This window comes from Variovorax sp. P2_H12 (genome assembly GCF_056403395.1).
Genome location: NZ_JBFUFO010000058.1, coordinates 17,902 through 36,229 on the forward strand (window position 1 = coordinate 17,902; position 18,328 = coordinate 36,229).

Genomic DNA, 18,328 nt, shown 5'->3' on the forward strand with positions numbered 1-18,328 from the left:
ATGGTCCGGGTTTTCCTGCTGACATGCGCGTTGCTGATCGTCCCGCCCGCCCGCGCCGATCAGCTATGTACTTATCCGTACCTGGCTTGAGGCATCCCTCAGTAGCCCCACGCGCAGCTGCAAATCGAATGGGCTCATTCAGCGCCCATCACGTGCCAAGCCGTTGGATGCGCTCGGCATATCAACGTCGCAATGCGCATTCGCGCTGCGCCTCAAGCCGAGCAACTCGACGCTGCGTTCCCGCAGCAACTCGGAGTCGCTCCTCAGAGCGCGCTGCAGGCACTCATCGATATAGGCGCCATCGCTCTGCAGGCGCGACAGATCGACCCGCCAGCCCACGCCAGCCATGAGCCATTTGAAGTCGACCAGATTGAGGAAGGCGTCGCATCCTTCCGAGCCTTTGGCATGGGTCGCATTCATGAATGTTGCCGCCTATGAATCGTTATCTTGCTGAAAATCAGACATCCCCGAGGGTGCGCCACCTCAAATGCAGGCGCACTGCCTCAAGAAATACAAGTACAACAACCTCGAGTGCCGACCACTAGCGCAACACGGTGCCGCCAGCTCCCAGCAGAGTCACTTCCACGAAGGATGGGCCCAGGTGGCTCGAGGCTGTGTATCGGTAATCGAGCTCTTCAAAGCTCTGGAACTCGAAGCTTTCGAGAGCGCGCACGTAGCCGTCGCGAGTGAGATTGCGGCCGGCGCGCCGCAAGCCTTCCACAATCACCCGTCCGGTCATGAAGCCTTCCAGGGTTTCGTAAGACAGGTTGTCCTCGTTGCCATGCCGAGCCATCACGGAGCGGAAGTTGCGCGCGGCGCGCGACGAGCCGCGCGGATGCGGCATCACCTGCGTGATCGCGATGCCGCGGACGTCAGCCTCCAGCAGCTCGAACAGCTTGGGCACCGATGTGACCGAGAGGACCCAGGGCGAAGGCAGCGCCGCCCGTGCCTGCGCCTTGTACAGCTTCATCAAGTCGGCCACCGTGCTCGGCGACGTGAACAGCAGCACGGCCTGGGGAGCAGCCTTCACGAGCGTCGCGGCCATGCCCCGGCCGTCCCAGTTTTCCGCGGGGTGCGGGACCTCCGCCACCAATTGCGCGTGGAACCGCTGCGCCGCCTTGTGTGCAGCGGCCAGGGTGCTCTTGCCGAACGCGTTGTCTTGGTAGACCACCGCGATGCGGCGTGTGCCGATCGTCGCGAGATGCTCCACCATCTTCTCGACCTCATTGGAGTAGGCCGTGCGCGTGTGGAAGAGGTAGCGATTGTGAACACGAGCTCCGTCGGCTCCAGTCAGTGTGCCCACTGCCGGCAGCCGATACTCCTCGAGCAGCGGCATCGCGGCCAGCGTGATGCCGGTGCCGCCGATGCATGCGAGTCCGAATACATCCGCACCCTGCCCGAACGCACGGACGTTCGTGAGTGCCTTGTCGACGACGTAGTTGTCCTCCCGGCGCACCACCGAGAGCTGGCGGCCATGCATGCCGCCTTGCGCATTCACCTGGGCGAAGGAGCCGAGCAGCCCGTCGGTATAGTTGCGGTAGAGACTGCCCCAGACGCTGTCGAAGCCGATGGTCTGACCGAACACCACCTTGTTGTCAGAGACGCCTGGTTCGCTGCCGCGCGCAGACACGATCCACGGCGCCGAGGCTGCCGCGGCACAGAATGCTCGTCTCCGGATGGGGTTCATTGGTGTCTCCTCTGACTGATAGACGCACTCGTGTTCGAAAGAACCTGCCGCGGCTCAGACCCCGCCGTGGCAGACGTACTTGGTTTCGAGGTACTCGTCGAGCCCATACCTCGAACCCTCGCGCCCGACCCCCGACTCCTTGATGCCGCCGAACGGTGCTACTTCGTTGGAGATCAGTCCCTCGTTGACGCCGACCATGCCGTACTCGAGCCGCTCGGCGACACGCCAGGCTCGGCGCACGTCGCGCGTGTAGAAGTAGGCGGCTAGACCGAAGGGCGTGTCATTGGCGAGCTGCACGGCCTCATCGTCGCTCGCGAACCGCATCAACGGTGCGACCGGCCCGAAGATCTCCTCGCGCACAACGGCCATCTCGCTCGTGACGCCAGCCAGGACCGTCGGCGTGTAGAAGTTGCCCCCCAACGCGTGCACAACACCGCCCGCCAGGACGCGTGCGCCCTGGCTTCGCGCTTCATCGACCAGGCGGCTGACCTTGGCCAGCGCCCGGCCGTCAATCAACGGCCCGATGTGCACCCCGGGCTCGACGCCGGCACCGACCTTCAGCTGCTCCACCGCACGCACCAGCCGCTCGGCAAAGGCATCGAACACGGCCTCGTGCACCAGGAACCGGTTGGCGCAAACACAGGTCTGGCCCGCGTTGCGGTACTTGGAAGCGATCGCGCCCTGCACGGCGAGGTCCAGGTCGGCGTCGTCGAAAACGATGAAAGGTGCGTTGCCGCCCAATTCCATCGAAACGCGCTTGACCGTGGCGGCGCATTGCGCCATCAGCAGCTTGCCGACGGGCGTGGAGCCGGTGAACGAGAGCTTGCGCACGACCGGGCTGGCCGTGAGGGCTCCTCCGACGAGCGCCGGCCTCGCGGTGGTGACGACGTTGATCACGCCGGCCGGAATGCCGGCACGCTGCGCCAGTTCGGCCAGCGCGAGGGCCGACAGCGGCGTCGCCTCTGCGGGCTTCACGACCGAGGTGCAACCAGCGGCCAGTGCAGGCGCAACCTTGCGCGTGATCATCGCGATGGGGAAGTTCCACGGCGTGATGGCCGCGGTGACACCCACGCCCTGCTTCATCACCATCAGACGACGGTCGACCGTCGGTGCCGGAATCAGGTCGCCGTAGGCGCGCTTGCCCTCTTCCGCGAACCACTCGATGAACGAAGCGCCGTACCGCACCTCGCCCAGCGCTTCGGCGAGCGACTTGCCCTGCTCCAAGGTCATGAGCAGCGCGAGGTCCTGTTCCGCGCCAATCACGAGATCGTGCCAGCGGCGCAGCAAGGCACTGCGCTCCTTCGCCGGCCGCGCGCGCCAGGCGGGCAGCGCGGCCTGGGCTGCGGCGATGGCGCGATCGGTGTCAGCGGCGTCCATGTCGGGAACGGCCGCGATCGTTTCGCCGTTGGCCGGGTTGCACACCTCGTGCGACCCGCCGCCCCGCGCAGCGACCCACTCGCCGCCGATGAACGCCAGGCGCTTCAGCAACGCCGTATCTTTCAACTGCACCATCAGAAAGCCTCCTCGTAGAGCGCGAGCGCGTCGGCAAGCGCCACGTCGCGCGGGTTATTCACCAGCAGGCGCTGGACCTTGAGTGCGTCCTCCGCCAGCATCGGCAGGTCAATCCGGTCCACGCCGACAGCGCGCAGGTTCTGCTCGAACGGCATCACGGCCACCAGCGCGGCCATGGCATCGACGAACGCCCTGGCGCCTTCGATGGGAGGTTGGCCGGGCCGCGCCGTGCCGATCACTTCGCCCAGTTGTGCGTAGAGCGGCGCCGCGTGTTCCAGGTTGAAGCGCAGCACCGGCCGCAGCACCAGCGCGTTCGACAGGCCGTGCGGCACGTGGAAATGGCCGCCCAGCGGATATGCCAGCGCATGCACCGCCGCCACCGGCGCGTTCGCGAACGCCATGCCCGCCAACAGCGAGCCAAGCAGCATGTGCTCGCGCGCCGCGCCGTTGCGCGGCTCTTCGAGCACCTTGCGCTGGTTGGCATACAGCAGCGCCAACGCCTTCAGGGCCAGCGCATCCGACACCGGGTTCTTCTTGTGGCGCGAGGTGAAGGCCTCGATCGCGTGCACCATGGCATCGATTCCCGTCATCGCCGTAAGGCGAGGAGGCAGGCCCAGCGTGAGGTGGCTGTCGAGCAGCGCGAAGTCAGGGTAGAGCAAGGGAGAGACCACGCCCTTCTTCTCTGAAGTCGGGGTGGTGACGATCGCGATAGGCGTCACCTCCGAGCCGGTGCCGGCGGTGGTCGGCACCTGCACGAGCGGCAGGCGTGGCCCCTGCGCCAAGTCGATCCCGTAGATATCGTGCAGCGCCGCCGGCGTGCGCGCCAGCAAGGCCACGAGCTTGGCGGTGTCCATGGAACTGCCGCCACCGAAGCCCACGACGCCATCGGCGCCCGCTTCTCGGGCAGCCTGCACGGCGGCGAGTACCCGCTCCTCGGGCGGATCGGGCAGCACGTCGGAATAAACGGTGGCGGCGATTCCCGCGATCCGCAGGCTTGCCAGCGCGGGCGCCAGCAGGCCGGCCTGCAGCAAGGGCTGGTCGGTGATGAGGAAGAAATGGCGCACACCGAGCCCGCGGGCGAGTTCGCCGAGGCGGCCAGAGCCGCCCTGCTCGCAGACGATGCGCGGCGTGGTTTCGAAATTGAATCCGGTCATATGGGTTCTCTTGTCAGGCAGCGTGCGCTACGCCGCGTTCAGTGCGCCAGACCTGGCCCACCAGGTCTGGCGAATGCTTGTCGTCCGATTCGCTGAGCAGTACGGCCAGGCCGTCCCGCCCCAGTTCAGCCACCATTTGAGTCAGTCGGCGCGTTGGCCTGGGCCGCCGGCTCGCACAGGGCGGAACGGTGACACACGCCCGCCGCCATCCGGCGGGTTGTGCACCTCCAGCATGCCGCCCGTCGACTGCGATCCACTGCCACCGATGAAGGCGTGGTGCTCGAGCAGCCCGCTGTCACTCAACTTCTGTTCCATGGTGCCGGCGACTGCTTAGCGGATGGCGACCGGATTGATGATGCCCTGCACGCCGCCGGTCATGCGCGACACGCCGAGCACGAACATGAACTCCCAGCCCTTGTCCTTGACCAGTTCGGTGGTGTCGATGTTCTCGAGGATGTAGATGCCGTGCTTTGGGATCAGGATCTGGTGTACCTCGAACACCCCCGCCCCCTTCTCGGCGGGGATCACCTCCAGGGCCCAGGTGTCTGCGCCGACCGCCACCACCTGCTTGCTCGCGAGGTACTCGGCACCTTCTTTGCCCAGGCCCGGTTCGACGGAGATGTAGCGCTTGTCGTCCTTGCCCACCAGCTGCAGCCAGCCGGTGTGGAACAGCACGATGTCGCCCTTTCGGATCTCGACCCCCTGGCGCCGCGCTTGCTCGTCGATCTCTTTGCGGTTGAACGCCGTGCCCTCCGGCACCGGGTTTTGGCCGAAGTACGCCGTCATGTCCAGCACGACGCCGCGCGTGACGAAGGGCGGCAGCTTCTCGACCCCCAGCTTGCTCAGACCGTTGGCCTGTACGAACTCGCTGTTCTTGTGGCAGTTGTAGTAGACGTTGTCGACGCCGATGTGGCCGAGGCCATCGATCTGCGAGCCCGTGCCGACGTAGCCCATGTAGATGTCGTCGTTGTAGTTGGTCTTGGTCGGGCCCAGGCCGACGCCGCCGACCTGCCCTGGCTGGTTGATCGCCAGCGCCCAGCTGCGCGGGCCGAAAGCCGGTGTCTTGGAGTTGGTCTCGACCCCAAGCCGGTAGGTCTTGCCGGTCTTCACCAGCTTTGCGGCCTCCAGCGCCAGTTGCGGAGTCAGCAGGTTGGCCGCGCCGATCTCGTCGGCCGGACCGTATTTCGAACGGCACCATTCGTGCGCCGATGTGCCGGCGGCAAGCGTCGCCAGGGCGAGCGCCGCCGCGAGGCGGGTCATTGCGGACATAGACATTCCAGTCTCCTCTAGTGGGTTGCAGAACTCTCGCGGACGACGCCGCGCTCGATACGGAAGATGCGATCAACCAGGTCGGCCGAGTGCTTGTCATCCGATTCGCTCAGCAGGACCGTCAGGCCCTCGGTGCGCAGCTTCGCGATCACCTCTGTCAGGCGCCGCGACAGCACCGGCGCGACGCCCTCGAAGGGTTCGTCCAGCAGCAGCAGCTTGCGTCCCGGCATCAGCGCACGCGCCAACGCCACCAGCTTCTGCTGGCCGCCGCTGAGCTGCAGCGCCTTGCGCTCGCGGTGCTCGAGCAGTTCGGGAATCAGCTCGTAGATCCATGCGAGGCGTTGTCTTGCGTCGCCCAGGCCGTTGGCCCAAGCCGGCAGCAGAATGTTTTCTTCGACGGTGAGCGACGGAATCAGCCGCCGGTCCTCCGGCAAGTAGCTGATGCCGTGCTCGGCGCGGGTGTGCGCTGGCAATTGCGCCATCGACTCGCCGGCGCACGCCAGCGTCGCCGAACGTGAGGGCAGCAGTCCCATCACCGCGCGCATCAGCGTTGTCTTGCCGGCGCCGTTGCGGCCGATCAGCCCGGCCATGCTGCCCTGCGGCAACTGCAGCGTGACCTTGCGCAGGATGGGCGTGCCGGCGATGGCAACGTCCAATCCCTGGATGTCGAGGGCAAGCTCACTCATGCGAGTGCCTCCTCGCGTGCCGGAGCCCGCTTGCCTACCACCAGCTCCTGCACGCGCGGGTTTCCAAGCACCGCGGCCGGCGGCCCGTCGGCGATGATCTCGCCGCTGTAGAACGCCAGGATGCGCGAGACGTAGCGCTCCACCACTTCCATATCGTGCTCCACGAACAGCACCGTCACGCCGCTTTGCCTCACAGCGGCCATCACGGCATCCATCAATGGGAATTTCTCGTCGGCGCTCACGCCACTGGTGGGCTCGTCCAGCAGCAGCATGCGCGGCTTCGAGACCAGAGCCATCGCGATGTCGACCAGCTTGCGCGCGCCCTGCGGCACGGCACTGGCCTCGCTGTCGGCGTAGTGCGCCACGCCAAAAGCCTGCAGGATGCGGCGGGCCTCGCGCACCGCCTCCGCAGTTTCGAAGTGCCGCAGCATGGAGGGCTGCGCTTCGTGGGCGGCCGCCAGCGCCATCAGCACGTTGTCCAGCACGGTGAGCTGGGGGAACAACTGCGCGACCTGGAACGAGCGGGCCAGGCCGAGGCGTGTGATCTGGCGCGGCTTCATCCCGAGCACAGAGCTGCCCTCGTACAGGATGTCGCCCGAGGTGGCCGGCAGGTACCCGGTCACCATGTTGATGAACGTGGTCTTTCCGGCGCCGTTGGAGCCGATCACTCCGACGATCTCGCCGCGCTGGATGGTCACGTCCAGCGAATTGGCAGCAACCACGGCACCGAAGGTGCGGGTGAGCTGGCGCGTTTCGAGCACACTCATGGGGACACCTCCTTCGTCACGGACGGAATCTCCGCAGGCACAGCGGCACGCCTACGGGACACCAGGCTCCACAAGCCCTTGGGCAAGAAAAGGATCAGTGCCAGCAGGACACTGCCCAGCGTGAGCTGCCACAGGTGCGGCGCCTCCTGAATGGCGAAGGTGCGCACCGCGGAGAACACAATGGCTGCGACGAACGGTGCCGCCACATGCGCCGTTCCGCCGAGCAGGGCCATGAAGACGAACTCGCCCGAGGTCGCCCAGAACGCCATGTCGGGATCCACGTGGCCGGTGGCGATCGCGATCAGGCCGCCGCCGAGGGCCGACAGCACGGCCGCGCCGCAGTAGTTCAGGTAGACAAGTCCGAACGGCGAGATGCCGAGGAAGTCAACCCGGATTTCGTTCTCGCGCACTGCTTCCGAGAGCCGGCCAAACCGTGAGCGCAACACGCGGTGGCAGACCAGGGCCGCAACGAGCGCGATCGCCAACGTGACCAGGAAGGCGACGCGTTTGGCCTGCGACGGGTCCGGCTGGAAGCCAAGGTAGCTCGGGTTCGCGACGTTGAAGCCGTCGGTGGAGCCGAGCGCGCTGGACTTCACCAGCATGCCGTAGACAATCATCGACAACGCCATCGAAAGCATGGCGTAGAAGATGTCGCGATAGCGCGCCACCATGATGCCGCACAGCGCGGCCATCATCAGCGAAGCCACCACGCCCAGCGCCAGCAGCACGAAGGCATCCTGGATGCCCAGGTGCTTGGCGGCCAAGCCGGCAGCGTAGCCGCCGATGCAGTAGTACAGCGCCTGGCCGAAGGAGACGAGGCCGGCGCGCATTTGCAGCACCACCCCGAGAACCACCAGGCCCTTGGCAAAGGCCAGGGTGAGCAGGAAGCTCAACCAGTCGGGCCCCGCCCAGCCGAGGGCGGCAATCGACCCGGCCGCCAGCGGCAGCCCAAGTTCGGACTTGAATTTCATTTAGATCTTTCGGGGCTGCAGTTGGCCGAAGAGGCCCTGTGGCCGGAATGCGAGTACCAGGAACATCACGCCGTAGATCACGAACAACTCGATCTGCGGCGCCAGATGGACAGCGAAGGAACGGGCGAGACCGACCAGCACCGCGCCGACGGCGGCGCCGCCGACGCTGCCCAGGCCGCCCACCACCACCACGGCGAACGCCAGCACGATCACCTCGACACCGATGCCCGGTGTGACGGAAATGGCCGGTGCAGTGAGCGCCCCGGCAAGCGCACCGAGCATGGAGCCGATCGCGAAGGTGATGGCGAACATCAGATTGACGTTCACCCCCATTGCTGTGGCGATCTCGCGATCGTGGATCACCGCGCGCAACATGCGTCCCTTGTCGGTACGGTTCAGCGCCCACCATGCGGCGGCGCCGACCACGAGCGAGATCGCCACCAGTGCGAGGTCGTAGTTGGCGAAACGCAGCGAACCCGTGACCGAGCTCTGCCCGAGCAGACGGTAGGGCTGGTACGCCAGGTACGGGTTGACGCCCCACACCAGCTTCACCGCGTCCTCCAGGATCAGCAGCAGCGCATACGTGACGATCACCATCAGGATCTCATCGCGGCCACGCAGGTGGCGCAGCAGCCCCTGCTCCACAAGTACGCCCACAACCAGGCCGCCGACGATTGCGCAGCCGAATAGCAGCAGGTAGCTCCAGTACGGACTGGCCCCCGACTCGCCCGAGAAGTACCAGCCTGTGAGCGAGGCGGCGCAGTAGGCGCCGATCGCGTAGAAGCTGCCGTGTGCCATGTTGAGGATGCGCATCACCCCGTAGATCACGGTCAGGCCGGCAGCCACGAGGAACAGCCATGAGGCGTAGATGGCGCCGTCGATGACAATGGCCAGCAAGGTGCTCACGAGGTGCGCTCCTTTGCCGGTGTCGGGCTGCACTTGGCACCCGGAAAGCCGGCCTTGATCCAGTCGGCATGGCTCGTGCCATCGGGGGGCATCAGGCAGTCGCCCGGATAGTCCTTCACATTGGTGATGCTGGCCTTGCGGGTCTTCGGGTCATAGTGGTACTCGCCGTAGGCAACACCCTGTACAGCCTGATGGCCGCCGGCGCGGCTCATGCGCACCGTGCCGCTGGGCGATTCGAAGGTGAGACCCTTGAGACCCGCGAGCACCTGCTCCTGCGTCGGCATGGCGCCGGGCTTGCCCGCCTTCTCCGCGGCCGCCTTCACGCCGAGGATCGCCTGCATCATCTTGAACGCAGGGTAGGTCGGCTGCTCTTTGTGCGCGGCGCTGTAGGTTGTGCGCAACCAGTCGGAGAGCCCGTTCTTCGGCGCGAAAGCGCCAAACGGGCCGCGGCCGCCGACGATCGTGCCGTTGGGCGCCTGGTCCTTGAAATGCTCAAAGCCGGTTTCGCCCGCGGTCAGCAGCGCCACACGCTTGTCGAACAGGCCGCGCGCGCCGCCTTGCAGCACCAGCGCTTCCATGTCGCCACCCCAGAAGCTGGAGTGGATCAGGTCGGGGTTGCTGACAGCCAGCGCGGAGATCTCGGCGCCGTACTGGCCCTGCCCCAGCTTCGGCCACTGCTCGGAAACGACCTTGATGTCCGGCTTGAGTTGCTTGAAAGCAAGGCTGAAGTCGGCCCAGGCATCTTGGCCCCAGGCATAGTTCTGCTGGATGCTGCCGACCGATTTCACGTTCGGTTTCGTCTCCACGATGTAACGGGCAGCCGCCACGTTGTCGACCACCGCGTCGAGGCCAGTGCGAAACACGTATTTCGGGTTCTTCAGCGTCTCGCTGAACAGGCGCGAGGTCCCGCAGTCGAAGAACACCGTCGGGGTCTTGAGCTCCTCGGCCACCGGGGCAATCGCGAGGCAGTCACCAGAGGAGATGTAGCCAATCACCAAGTCGACCTTCTGGCGCTGCACAAGGTTGCGGTATTCCTCCACCTGCTTGGTGGCGCCGCCGTTCTCATCGATCAACACCATCTCGATCTCGACGCCGCTGATGCCTTTGGTGTTGTAGGGCGCGGGCAAGGCACCCTTGTTGAGCGCGTCGACCACGAGCTTGGCGGCGTTGGCCGCTGGCACCCCGAAAGGGCCTGCGGCGGCGCCTGACAGGAAGGTCGCCACGCCGATCCGGAACTTGCCGTTGTCGGCGGCGGCGGCCGGCAGCGCGAAGGCGGCGCCGGCAGTGACGAGCGCGAAGCTGCGAGCCAGGCGCGTGAGGGGGAACTTCAGGGTCACGTTGTCTCCTTGTGAGTTGTGTTGCTCACGAGGAGTATTGCGAGGAGCGTGCCACACCGTGAAAGCCTTGTGGATCAAGGACTTGGGCGTAGTTCGCGAAGATGTATTGCGCGGATTCCGCGCATTGCGGCGGTCGGATCGCGCGGAAACCGCGCATGCGGATTCAGCCCCGCGGCCTTTGCGGATGTGACGGTGCGTTGCCTACGGCGCCCCCGCGGCCCGCCTGCGCTCCCGCACCAGCTCCGGCGATGGCCGCAGTTGCTCCGCAGGGTAGACCCGCCACTTGCCCAACATCACCCGGGCCGGCGGAAACCGGGTGTCGACCACCACCTCTCCGATCGCCTGTGCTTGCGCGATCTGGTGCGTTTCGCGGTCGATGCATGAGGCAAACCCGGGCGGATCCTCCGGCAATTCCAGGCAGAGCCCCTCCAGCGCTCCCACCACCTTCTCGACGTCGAACGGCTTGCCGGTCTTGGCCACCGCGCGCGCAATGGCCAGGATCCCGGCATAGGCGCCCTCTGCCGCATAGGTCGGATAGCGCCCCTCCGCCGCAAAAAAGTCGGCCACGAACTTGCGGTTGCGCGGCGTGTCGGGCCAGTTGTTGTGATGGCGCGCCGAGAGCACGAGATTCGGCGGCGCCAGGTCGCCCAGCGCCACCAGCACGTCGTAGTTGCCGCCGGCATCGAAGTTGGCTATGGGCACCTTGCCGAGCAGTTCGCTGGAGTGGGCCTGCGCGAGGAAGGCAAGGAAGTCGCCCCCCCAAAGGCCTGTCACGATCACGTCCGGCCGCGAGCGCATCAGGGCCGTCAGGTACGCCGAATAGTCGGGTTCGTAGAGCTTGGGCCAGAGTTGGGCAACGACCTCATAGTTCGCGCCGCTGGCCGCCAGGCTGCGTTGCAGGTCGGCCCACATGACGTGGCCATAGTCGTAGTCCGGCCCCAGGAATGCCAGCCGCTTCCAACCACGCTCGCGCTGCTGCTCGGCAAGGTACTTCGCGCCGGCCGCCATCGAAGTGTAGGTGTCGTTCGAAACCCGGAAATAGTAGCGGTGAAAGTCCTCGATCGTGAGCCGCGAGGAGGCGTGGTCGGTGCCGACGAAGATCACCTTGCGCGCACGCGACAGCCGGCTCACCGCCTGCGCCACACCGGAGCTCACCACCCCGCAGAGGAACTGCGCCTTGTCGTGATCGATGAACTGGCTGGCCAGCCGAACGCCATAGGCCGCTTTGGAGCGGTCGTCTTCCACGATCACTCGCAGCCGCGGGCGCCAGTCGCGCGCGCGCTCAGCATCCAGCTCGGCGAGCGCCAGCTTGATCGCCGCGATGCTGTCGCGGCCGTAGATCGCGGCCCGGCCCGCCAGGGGGTAGAGGCAGCCAATGGTGATGTCGGCCTGCCCAACAGGTGCCCCCAGCTCTACGCGGGCATGGGCGCCGGTTGCAGCCAGGCAGGCCATCACCAGCGTGGCGGCGCAGCGAAGCAGATCACGAATCCTCACGGGCGGCCCTCCCCATCCATCCCGAGCCGCTGCAGCCGGCGCAGCAGCGCATGGCGGGAGATGCCCAGCAGGTCCGCGGCCCTGCCACGATGGCCCTGCGCGCGGGCCAGAGCATCGCGCAGCAGCTTCTCCTCCTCGACGGCCAGCTTCTGCTCGATGGCCGCCGAGCGCACCTCCCCACTGTCCAGGTCGGAGGGCAGCTGCGAACGCTCGATCACGCTGCCGGGATGGAGGATGGTGAGACGCTCGATGAGGTTCTTCAGCTCGCGCACGTTGCCGGGCCATGCGTAGGCCGTCAGGCAGGCTCGCGCGTCGGGCGAGAAGCGGATCGGCTCGCAGCGTTCGGACTTGGCATAGCGCGCGGCGAAATGATCTGCCAGTACCAGCACGTCGTCATCGCGCTCCCGCAGGGTCGGCAGGGCGATCGGCAGCACGTTCAACCGGTAGTACAGGTCTTCGCGGAAGCGGCCCTGCGAAGCCTCGGAGGCCAGGTCTCGGTTGGTCGCGGCCACCACCCGAACGTCGGCGGTCACGCCACGGGTGCCACCCACTGGGCGGTACTGACCGTCTTCCAGGAAGTGCAGCAGCTTGGCCTGCAGTGCCAGTGGCAGCTCGCCGATCTCGTCCAGGAACAGTGTGCCGCCGTCCGCCAGCGCGACCAGCCCCACGCGCCGCTGCGTCGCCCCGGTGTAGGCGCCCTTCTCCGCACCGAACAGCTCCGCCTCGATCAGTTGCTCCGGCAGCGAGGCGCAGTTCACCTCGACGAAGGGCCCTCCACTGCGCGCACTCGCCGTGTGGATGGCGCGCGCCACCAGCGCCTTGCCGGTGCCGGACTCGCCCAGCACCAGCACACGCTTGGTCTGGCTCGCCGCAATGCGGCTGATGGTCGCCGCCAGCGCGCGGACCTGTGCGCTCGTACCGATCACTCCGTCGTGGGCGGTCGATTCCTGCCGCCGGTAATCGATCTCACTGGCCATGCGCGCCTTCTGCAGCGCGCCGCGCAGCGTGTAGAGCAATTCATCGAGCTCGAACGGCTTGGTCACGTAGTCCGCTGCGCCGGCCTTCACCGCCTTCACGGCCAGCCGCGTGTCGCTCGTTGCGGAGATCATGATCACGGGCAGCCCGGGCCGATCCGTGGCGAGCCGCGCGAGCACGTCCATCCCGCTCATGTCCGGCAGGTTCACGTCGAGCAACACGATGTCGGGCGCGCCTCGACAGGCGGCATCCAATCCGCCGGCGCCGTCCACCGCGGTCGCGACGCCAAATCCCTCCTCTTCCAGCGCGAACACCAGTGCCTTCAGCACGCCGGGTTCGTCGTCGATCACCAGCACCTGTTTCAAAACCTATGTCTCCTCTCGCGGCATCGGCACGCGCAACGTGACCACCGTGCCCGCGCCCACCTGGCTCTCGATCACGAGCGTGCAGTCATTCAACTCGGCCAATTGTCGGGAAATGCTGAGGCCCAGGCCCATGCCCTTCGGTCGGGTCGTGAAGAACGGATCGCTCAGCTTCGCGAGCGCCTCGGGCGGCACCCCACGACCCGTATCGCGGACCTCAAGCACGCCGAAGCCGTCGCCGGCGCGCGCCGCACGTAGTGTGATCAGGCCGCCCGGCGGCGTGGCCTGTATCGCGTTGAGCATCAGGTTCAGCATGATCTGGATCAGATGATCGGCATCGACCCACAGGCGCAACTCGGAGTCGCCCTGGATCGCGAGTGACAGCCGCTGCGCCTTCAGTTCGGCCTTCACCAGGCCATCGACCCGGCGGAAAATCTCGCGCACCGGCGCCACGGCCGGTTCCGGAGGGCGCGGCTTCCCGAAATCAGATAGATCGCTCACCACGCGGGTGAGCCGCGTGACCTCGGTCTCCACGTCCTGCAGAAGCTGGTGCCGACGCGGATCGGCCTCGCGTCGGGCGAGCGCCTGCACCGTCGTCTTGATGGCGGACAACGGGTTGCGCACCTCATGCGCAATGCCGGCGGCAAATTCGCCGAGCGAAGCGAGCCGCTGCGCGCGTGCCAATCGGGCGAACGTGTTGGCAAGGCCCTCCGCCATCGTGTTGAAGGCACGCGAAACGGCCGCGATCTCATCGCGCCCCTGGTCCCGGATGCGGTGGTCCAGTTGGCCGGACGCGATGGCTTCGACTCCGCTCACAAGCTGTGCCACGCGGCCCTGCAGACTGCGCGCGAGCTGGTAGAACAGGAACACCAGGACGCTGGCGGTGCCGAGCACGGCCACCAGCAGCACACGCCGCGCATTCTCGAAACGGCTGAGCAGCGCCGAGGGCTCGATCTGCAACATCGGTTGCCAGCCGGGCAACACCTCCGGGCCCGCGATCATGCGCTCGGCGGGGGTGACGCGCACGCCGACGGCGTTGAAGTAGCCGGCAGGCGTTTTCAGAACCGGCTGCACGATGCCGGCCACCGAGGGCCCGCCCATCAGTTCAGTCAGCGAGGAGAAGCGTACGTGCAGCGCAATGTCGACCCGGCGCCGGCCCTCAGCGACCGGCAGGGGATGGCGCACCAGGAACCATCCGGCGAGGCCGTCGCCCGGCGCGGCCGGCCCGACCACCTCATTGCTGTCGAAACGGGTGACCGGCAGCGAAGCAATCGAGAACGGTTGCTCGCTCCAATAGGGCGGCCCGGCGGCCGCCTGCCCGGGCACGAAATGGCGCAGCCGGCCGCCGTCTTCCAGCAGCAGGATGCCGTAGAGGTCCGGCAGATCGGCTTCCAACTGCAGCAGCCCATGCGCCTCCTCGCCCGCGTCGCTGATGTCGGCGCGCAGCAAGGCGGTCATGGCGGGGTGGCTGGCCAAGGTCTCCACCTGATAGCGTCGACCGTCGAGAAACGACTCCAGGCGCTTCGACATTGCCGTGAGCTGGACCGACAGGCGCTCACCGACCAGCTCGTCGATCAGCGCCTGCGCATACCGGTCGTACAGCAGGCCCACTGCGAGCGTCGGCACGATTCCCGCCACTAGCGAGATCGCGAGGTAGCGACTTACGACGCTGTTGTTGATGGCCATTCCGGAACTCGTGCCGCGCTAAAGACCAGTCCCGCGTCGGCGCTCACAAGGGTATGGCAACAGCAGAAGAGCGAGTTGGCGATCAATTCGCCCATCACGATCGCGTGGCGATCGGTCCCATCGCTGCTTCCGGAACCGGAGGCGAACTCGCCCGTCAGGCAAACGAGCTTCGCCCAGAGTGATCTCATGCAAATCTCCGTTGTCGTGCATGGAAAGAATGCCTTCGGTGGCTACGAGCAGCAGATCACTGCACGGTTGGACCAACAGCGGGCTTGGGGGTTGACGATTGTTCGCTGTTGTCTCCGTTGGATGGAAAAGGCGACCTGCGAAGTGCAAAGCCCGTGCCATGCCGACTCCCATGACGCAGCCGCGAGCGGCGCCCCCGAGCAGGGTCTGGCACATGCGAAGAATGCGGCACCTGTGTCCAGTTCTATGGACATGTCGTCGTCTCCAATGACTGAAACCATGGACACCTGTCGGACAAAACATACGTCGCGCGGCGCCGCTCTTTTCCCTTGCAGCCTCACCCGGCCATACTGGCGAACTGATGTGCGCAGCAATGCGATTCAATCGCTCAGCTGGAACACTCAGCAAGCCATGCTACACGTGAGCAGCGAGCCAATCACAAATCAGTGGCGTTGTTCTAAACGCGACATTGTGGAAACAATGGACCCCTGCTTCTACTAGGCAGTACTCCGCGTTGGCTCCAATTCGATCCGCAATTTTCTTTGCAGCGGCCGCAGGAATTCCTGCATCAGCCTGGCCATGCATGACAAGGACAGGGCACTCGAGACGATCACACCAGTCTTCAAGTGTGAAGTCACGAGCGACCTCACGAGCCGCGGCGATCGTTTCGACTCCCACGATATGGGCGAAGCGCCAACTGCGAATCGGGTCGTCCCAATTCATCACACACATGTCGAAATAGCCACTGACCGAAATGCACGCTCGAATCCTTTGGTCGGCCGCCGCCGAGCTGACCGCGAGCATGCCGCCGAAGCCGAAGCCGACGACGCCAATGCGATGCGGGTCGATGCCCTCCTCCGCCTGCACGTAGTCGATGACAGCAGAAACGGCTTCGTGGTACGAAGGCCGCATCGGCATCCAATCGGACACTTCGCCCTGGCCGGGGCCGTCGAACGAGAGCGTTGCCATGCCTCGTGCGAGAAACTCCCTCTCAATCGCGAAGTGTTCCTCCTTGGATGAGTCGGAGCCGCAAACAAGCAAAGCCAGCGGCACCCGAGCTACCCCCGGTGGCAACCGAAGAACCGCAGGGAGCGTCCTTCCGCTGTACGGAATCTCGAGCCGCATGCCGGGGACCGGCTGCAGCGGCAAAGCTCGGGTGTAGCACGCAACCTTTGCCACTGCAGCGCGCTTCTTTTCATCGAGATCCTCAAAGTGAAGATACTGAGCGAAGTGGTACGCGAGGGCAGCCTTTGTAAGAAGCTGACCGGCACTCACCAAGTTCCCCTGCATAGCTGCTGTGTCGCCGAGTTTCTCAAAGTCTGCGCCTACAGTCGTCCAAACAGGAAACCAGTCACTGTTCGAAACGATTCGCTCCATGTTAGCCCGCACCAGGGAGCAATCAAGCCCCTGGTTTGTCATGCGGAACAAAGAGTGTCCGGCGGCCTTGAGCGCGAGGTAGTCCGTTTTCATGCTTCAGAGCTTCAGAACGGCACGGTGCCCTTAACGATGGTCCGATAGAGCAGCCGGCGCTGAGGAAGCGCGTAGTCACCTACCCCTTGATGCAAGGTCAGCGCGTTGTCCCACATGACGACATCTCCTGGCGCCCACGTGTGGCGGTAGATGAAGCGGGGCTGGCGCGTGAAGGCGTACAGATAGTTGAGGAGGCGTTCGCTTTCCTCCTGTTCCATATCGAGGATTTCAGTGGTGAACCCCTCGTTCACGAAGATGGACTTCTCTCCAGTGCTGGGGTGCGTCCGAATCACAGGGTGAACCACGGAGTCTTCTAACCGGGACTCGGTGTCCTTGTTCATCTTGTTGAAATGGCTGGCCCGCTGGCCTGGCTTCTTCTTAGAGGCTACAAATCGCGCCTTCCGGCCTTCCAGCTGCTCCTTGATCTCTGCCGGCAGCGCATAGTAGGCCGCCGCCGTGTCGGCGAAGTCCGTTGGCCCTAGCACCCTGCCGCCCTTCACCGGCACTTCGAGGGCATAGAGAATGGACACACGGCTGGGAGTGCGCGTATAGCAAAGGTCGCTGTGCCAATATTGCGCGGCATCCACGGCCCCAATCTGGCGACCGTCTTCGACGATGTTCGACAGCACGAAGACCTCCGGGTTGTCGGGCTTGGCGAACTGGGTCATCGCATGGATGTCTAGTTCCTTGCCAAAATACTTGCTGAAGTGCAGCATTTGGCCGTCGTCGATTCGCTGGTTGCGAAACACCAGAACTCGATGCTGATGCAACGCAGCCTCGAGATCCCCGAGCCACTCTCCCTCAGGTAGCAGTCCCAGATCAAAGCCCTCAACAACGGCTCCAAGGGGTGCCGCAAGGGGACGCACTTCAAATTCGTTTTTTGTCTCGACAGTCATGATTCACTCCGGTTGAATATTGGCATCGCTGGCCACCTTTTTGTACACCCCAATCTCCCTGGCGATTTGCGCCTTGAAGACTGCGGGACCGACATTCAGGATCGGGTCGTACCCGTTCACTTTGAACTTTTCCTGAACTTCTTGACGCGACAGAAGTTCTTGCAGCATCGAGTTCCACTTCTGAACGATCTCATCCGGAAGGTGTGCGGGCCCGAGCAGCCCGACCCATACCTCCGTCTCAAACCCCTTGACCCCCTGTTCGGCAAAGGTCGGAATGTCGGCGGCGAAGGGAAGCCGCTTCGCACTCGCCACGCCCAGCGCCCTGACCTTGCCTGCCTTGATCTGCGTGAGCGCAGCCGCGGACCAGGTCGAATCAACCTCGCCGGCAATGGCTGCCAGCAACGACTGATTCGATCCCTTGTATGGAACGTGCAGGAATTTCGCGCCGACGATGGTCCCAAAATATTCGCCAGCCATGTGAGGGGCTGTTCCGTTACCGGAGCTTCCATAGGAGACGCCGCCAGGTTTTGACTTTGCCGCAGCGATGTAGTCAGCAACGGTCTTGTAGGGCGAGTTCGCGGGAACGACCAGGATATTGGGCGTGGACGCCACCAGCGTGATCGGCGAAAAGTCCTTGACCGCGTCAAACTTCAAGGTGGTTCGAAGTGCCGGATTGATCGTGTGATTGTTGGCCGTCATCAGCAAGGTGTAGCCGTCCGCTTTGGATCTCGCAACCAGGTCGTTGGCGATCATTCCTGCGGCCCCGGGTTTGTTGTCGATGATCACCGGCTGCTTCAGAATCTTCGAAGCTTCCTGGCCAAGCTCTCTAGGGAAATGCTGATCAATAGGTCGCGGCGGGCACGGCCCGTGCATGCGTGAAGGCATCGCAAGTCACAGCACCATCGAGATGAACCAACGCAGCTTTGCCAGCGCCGAGTACGCATTGAAGAAGAAGCGCACGCGGCGGGAG

The 18,328-nt window shown here is 65.1% G+C and carries 17 protein-coding genes; all 17 read right to left on the minus strand.

The genetic code is table 11. From position 1 onward, the window contains the following. Window positions 1-138: 138 nt before the first annotated feature. Window positions 139-420 carry a hypothetical protein gene (locus tag AC1DYK_RS31970; protein WP_478158334.1) on the minus strand — a complete coding sequence of 94 codons (282 nt, stop codon included), beginning with the start codon at window positions 418-420 and terminating at the stop codon, window positions 139-141. A gap of 121 nt (window positions 421-541) precedes the next feature. Beyond that, window positions 542-1,687, minus strand: a complete 1,146-nt coding sequence (locus tag AC1DYK_RS31975; protein WP_478169971.1) for an ABC transporter substrate-binding protein — start codon at window positions 1,685-1,687, stop codon at window positions 542-544. Window positions 1,688-1,741: 54 nt separating this feature from the next. After that, entirely contained in the window at window positions 1,742-3,199 is a 1,458-nt protein-coding gene (locus AC1DYK_RS31980; protein ID WP_478169972.1) for an NAD-dependent succinate-semialdehyde dehydrogenase, read from the minus strand. Next, window positions 3,199-4,353, minus strand: a complete 1,155-nt coding sequence (locus AC1DYK_RS31985) for an iron-containing alcohol dehydrogenase (protein ID WP_478089553.1) — start codon at window positions 4,351-4,353, stop codon at window positions 3,199-3,201. The genes AC1DYK_RS31980 and AC1DYK_RS31985 overlap by 1 nt, the downstream gene beginning before the upstream one ends. 141 nt (window positions 4,354-4,494) lie before the next feature. Next, window positions 4,495-4,668 carry a hypothetical protein gene (locus AC1DYK_RS31990; RefSeq protein WP_478089552.1) on the minus strand — a complete coding sequence of 58 codons (174 nt, stop codon included), beginning with the start codon at window positions 4,666-4,668 and terminating at the stop codon, window positions 4,495-4,497. Window positions 4,669-4,683: 15 nt separating this feature from the next. Next, on the minus strand, window positions 4,684-5,628 hold the full coding sequence (locus AC1DYK_RS31995) for a cyclase family protein (protein ID WP_478158336.1): 945 nt from the start codon (window positions 5,626-5,628) through the stop codon (window positions 4,684-4,686). 11 nt (window positions 5,629-5,639) lie between these two features. Then, complete coding sequence (locus AC1DYK_RS32000; RefSeq protein ID WP_478089551.1) at window positions 5,640-6,308, minus strand: ATP-binding cassette domain-containing protein; 669 nt, start codon at window positions 6,306-6,308, stop codon at window positions 5,640-5,642. Beyond that, window positions 6,305-7,075, minus strand: a complete 771-nt coding sequence (locus AC1DYK_RS32005; RefSeq protein ID WP_478089550.1) for an ABC transporter ATP-binding protein — start codon at window positions 7,073-7,075, stop codon at window positions 6,305-6,307. The genes AC1DYK_RS32000 and AC1DYK_RS32005 overlap by 4 nt, the downstream gene beginning before the upstream one ends. Next, a complete protein-coding gene (locus AC1DYK_RS32010) occupies window positions 7,072-8,046 on the minus strand; it encodes a branched-chain amino acid ABC transporter permease (RefSeq protein ID WP_319356924.1) in 975 nt (324 codons plus the stop codon). The genes AC1DYK_RS32005 and AC1DYK_RS32010 overlap by 4 nt, the downstream gene beginning before the upstream one ends. After that, window positions 8,047-8,952 (minus strand): branched-chain amino acid ABC transporter permease, encoded by a 906-nt coding sequence (locus AC1DYK_RS32015; RefSeq protein WP_478089549.1) that lies wholly within the window; start codon window positions 8,950-8,952, stop codon window positions 8,047-8,049. Next, window positions 8,949-10,289: an ABC transporter substrate-binding protein gene (locus AC1DYK_RS32020; RefSeq protein ID WP_478089548.1), complete on the minus strand. Its 1,341-nt coding sequence runs from the start codon at window positions 10,287-10,289 to the stop codon at window positions 8,949-8,951. The genes AC1DYK_RS32015 and AC1DYK_RS32020 overlap by 4 nt, the downstream gene beginning before the upstream one ends. 201 nt (window positions 10,290-10,490) lie before the next feature. Beyond that, on the minus strand, window positions 10,491-11,741 hold the full coding sequence (locus AC1DYK_RS32025) for an ABC transporter substrate-binding protein (RefSeq protein ID WP_478089556.1): 1,251 nt from the start codon (window positions 11,739-11,741) through the stop codon (window positions 10,491-10,493). A gap of 38 nt (window positions 11,742-11,779) precedes the next feature. Further along, window positions 11,780-13,114 carry a sigma-54-dependent transcriptional regulator gene (locus AC1DYK_RS32030; protein WP_478169973.1) on the minus strand — a complete coding sequence of 445 codons (1,335 nt, stop codon included), beginning with the start codon at window positions 13,112-13,114 and terminating at the stop codon, window positions 11,780-11,782. A 12-nt stretch (window positions 13,115-13,126) separates the two neighbouring features. After that, window positions 13,127-14,806: an ATP-binding protein gene (locus AC1DYK_RS32035; RefSeq protein WP_478169974.1), complete on the minus strand. Its 1,680-nt coding sequence runs from the start codon at window positions 14,804-14,806 to the stop codon at window positions 13,127-13,129. A 600-nt stretch (window positions 14,807-15,406) separates the two neighbouring features. Next, window positions 15,407-16,462, minus strand: coding sequence for an alpha/beta hydrolase family protein (locus tag AC1DYK_RS32040; protein ID WP_478169975.1), 1,056 nt, complete (start codon window positions 16,460-16,462; stop codon window positions 15,407-15,409). Between the two features lie 11 nt (window positions 16,463-16,473). Next, a complete protein-coding gene (locus AC1DYK_RS32045; protein WP_478169976.1) occupies window positions 16,474-17,358 on the minus strand; it encodes a TauD/TfdA dioxygenase family protein in 885 nt (294 codons plus the stop codon). A gap of 3 nt (window positions 17,359-17,361) precedes the next feature. Continuing rightward, entirely contained in the window at window positions 17,362-18,243 is an 882-nt protein-coding gene (locus AC1DYK_RS32050) for a Bug family tripartite tricarboxylate transporter substrate binding protein (protein ID WP_478169977.1), read from the minus strand. Between the last annotated feature and the right edge of the window lie 85 nt (window positions 18,244-18,328).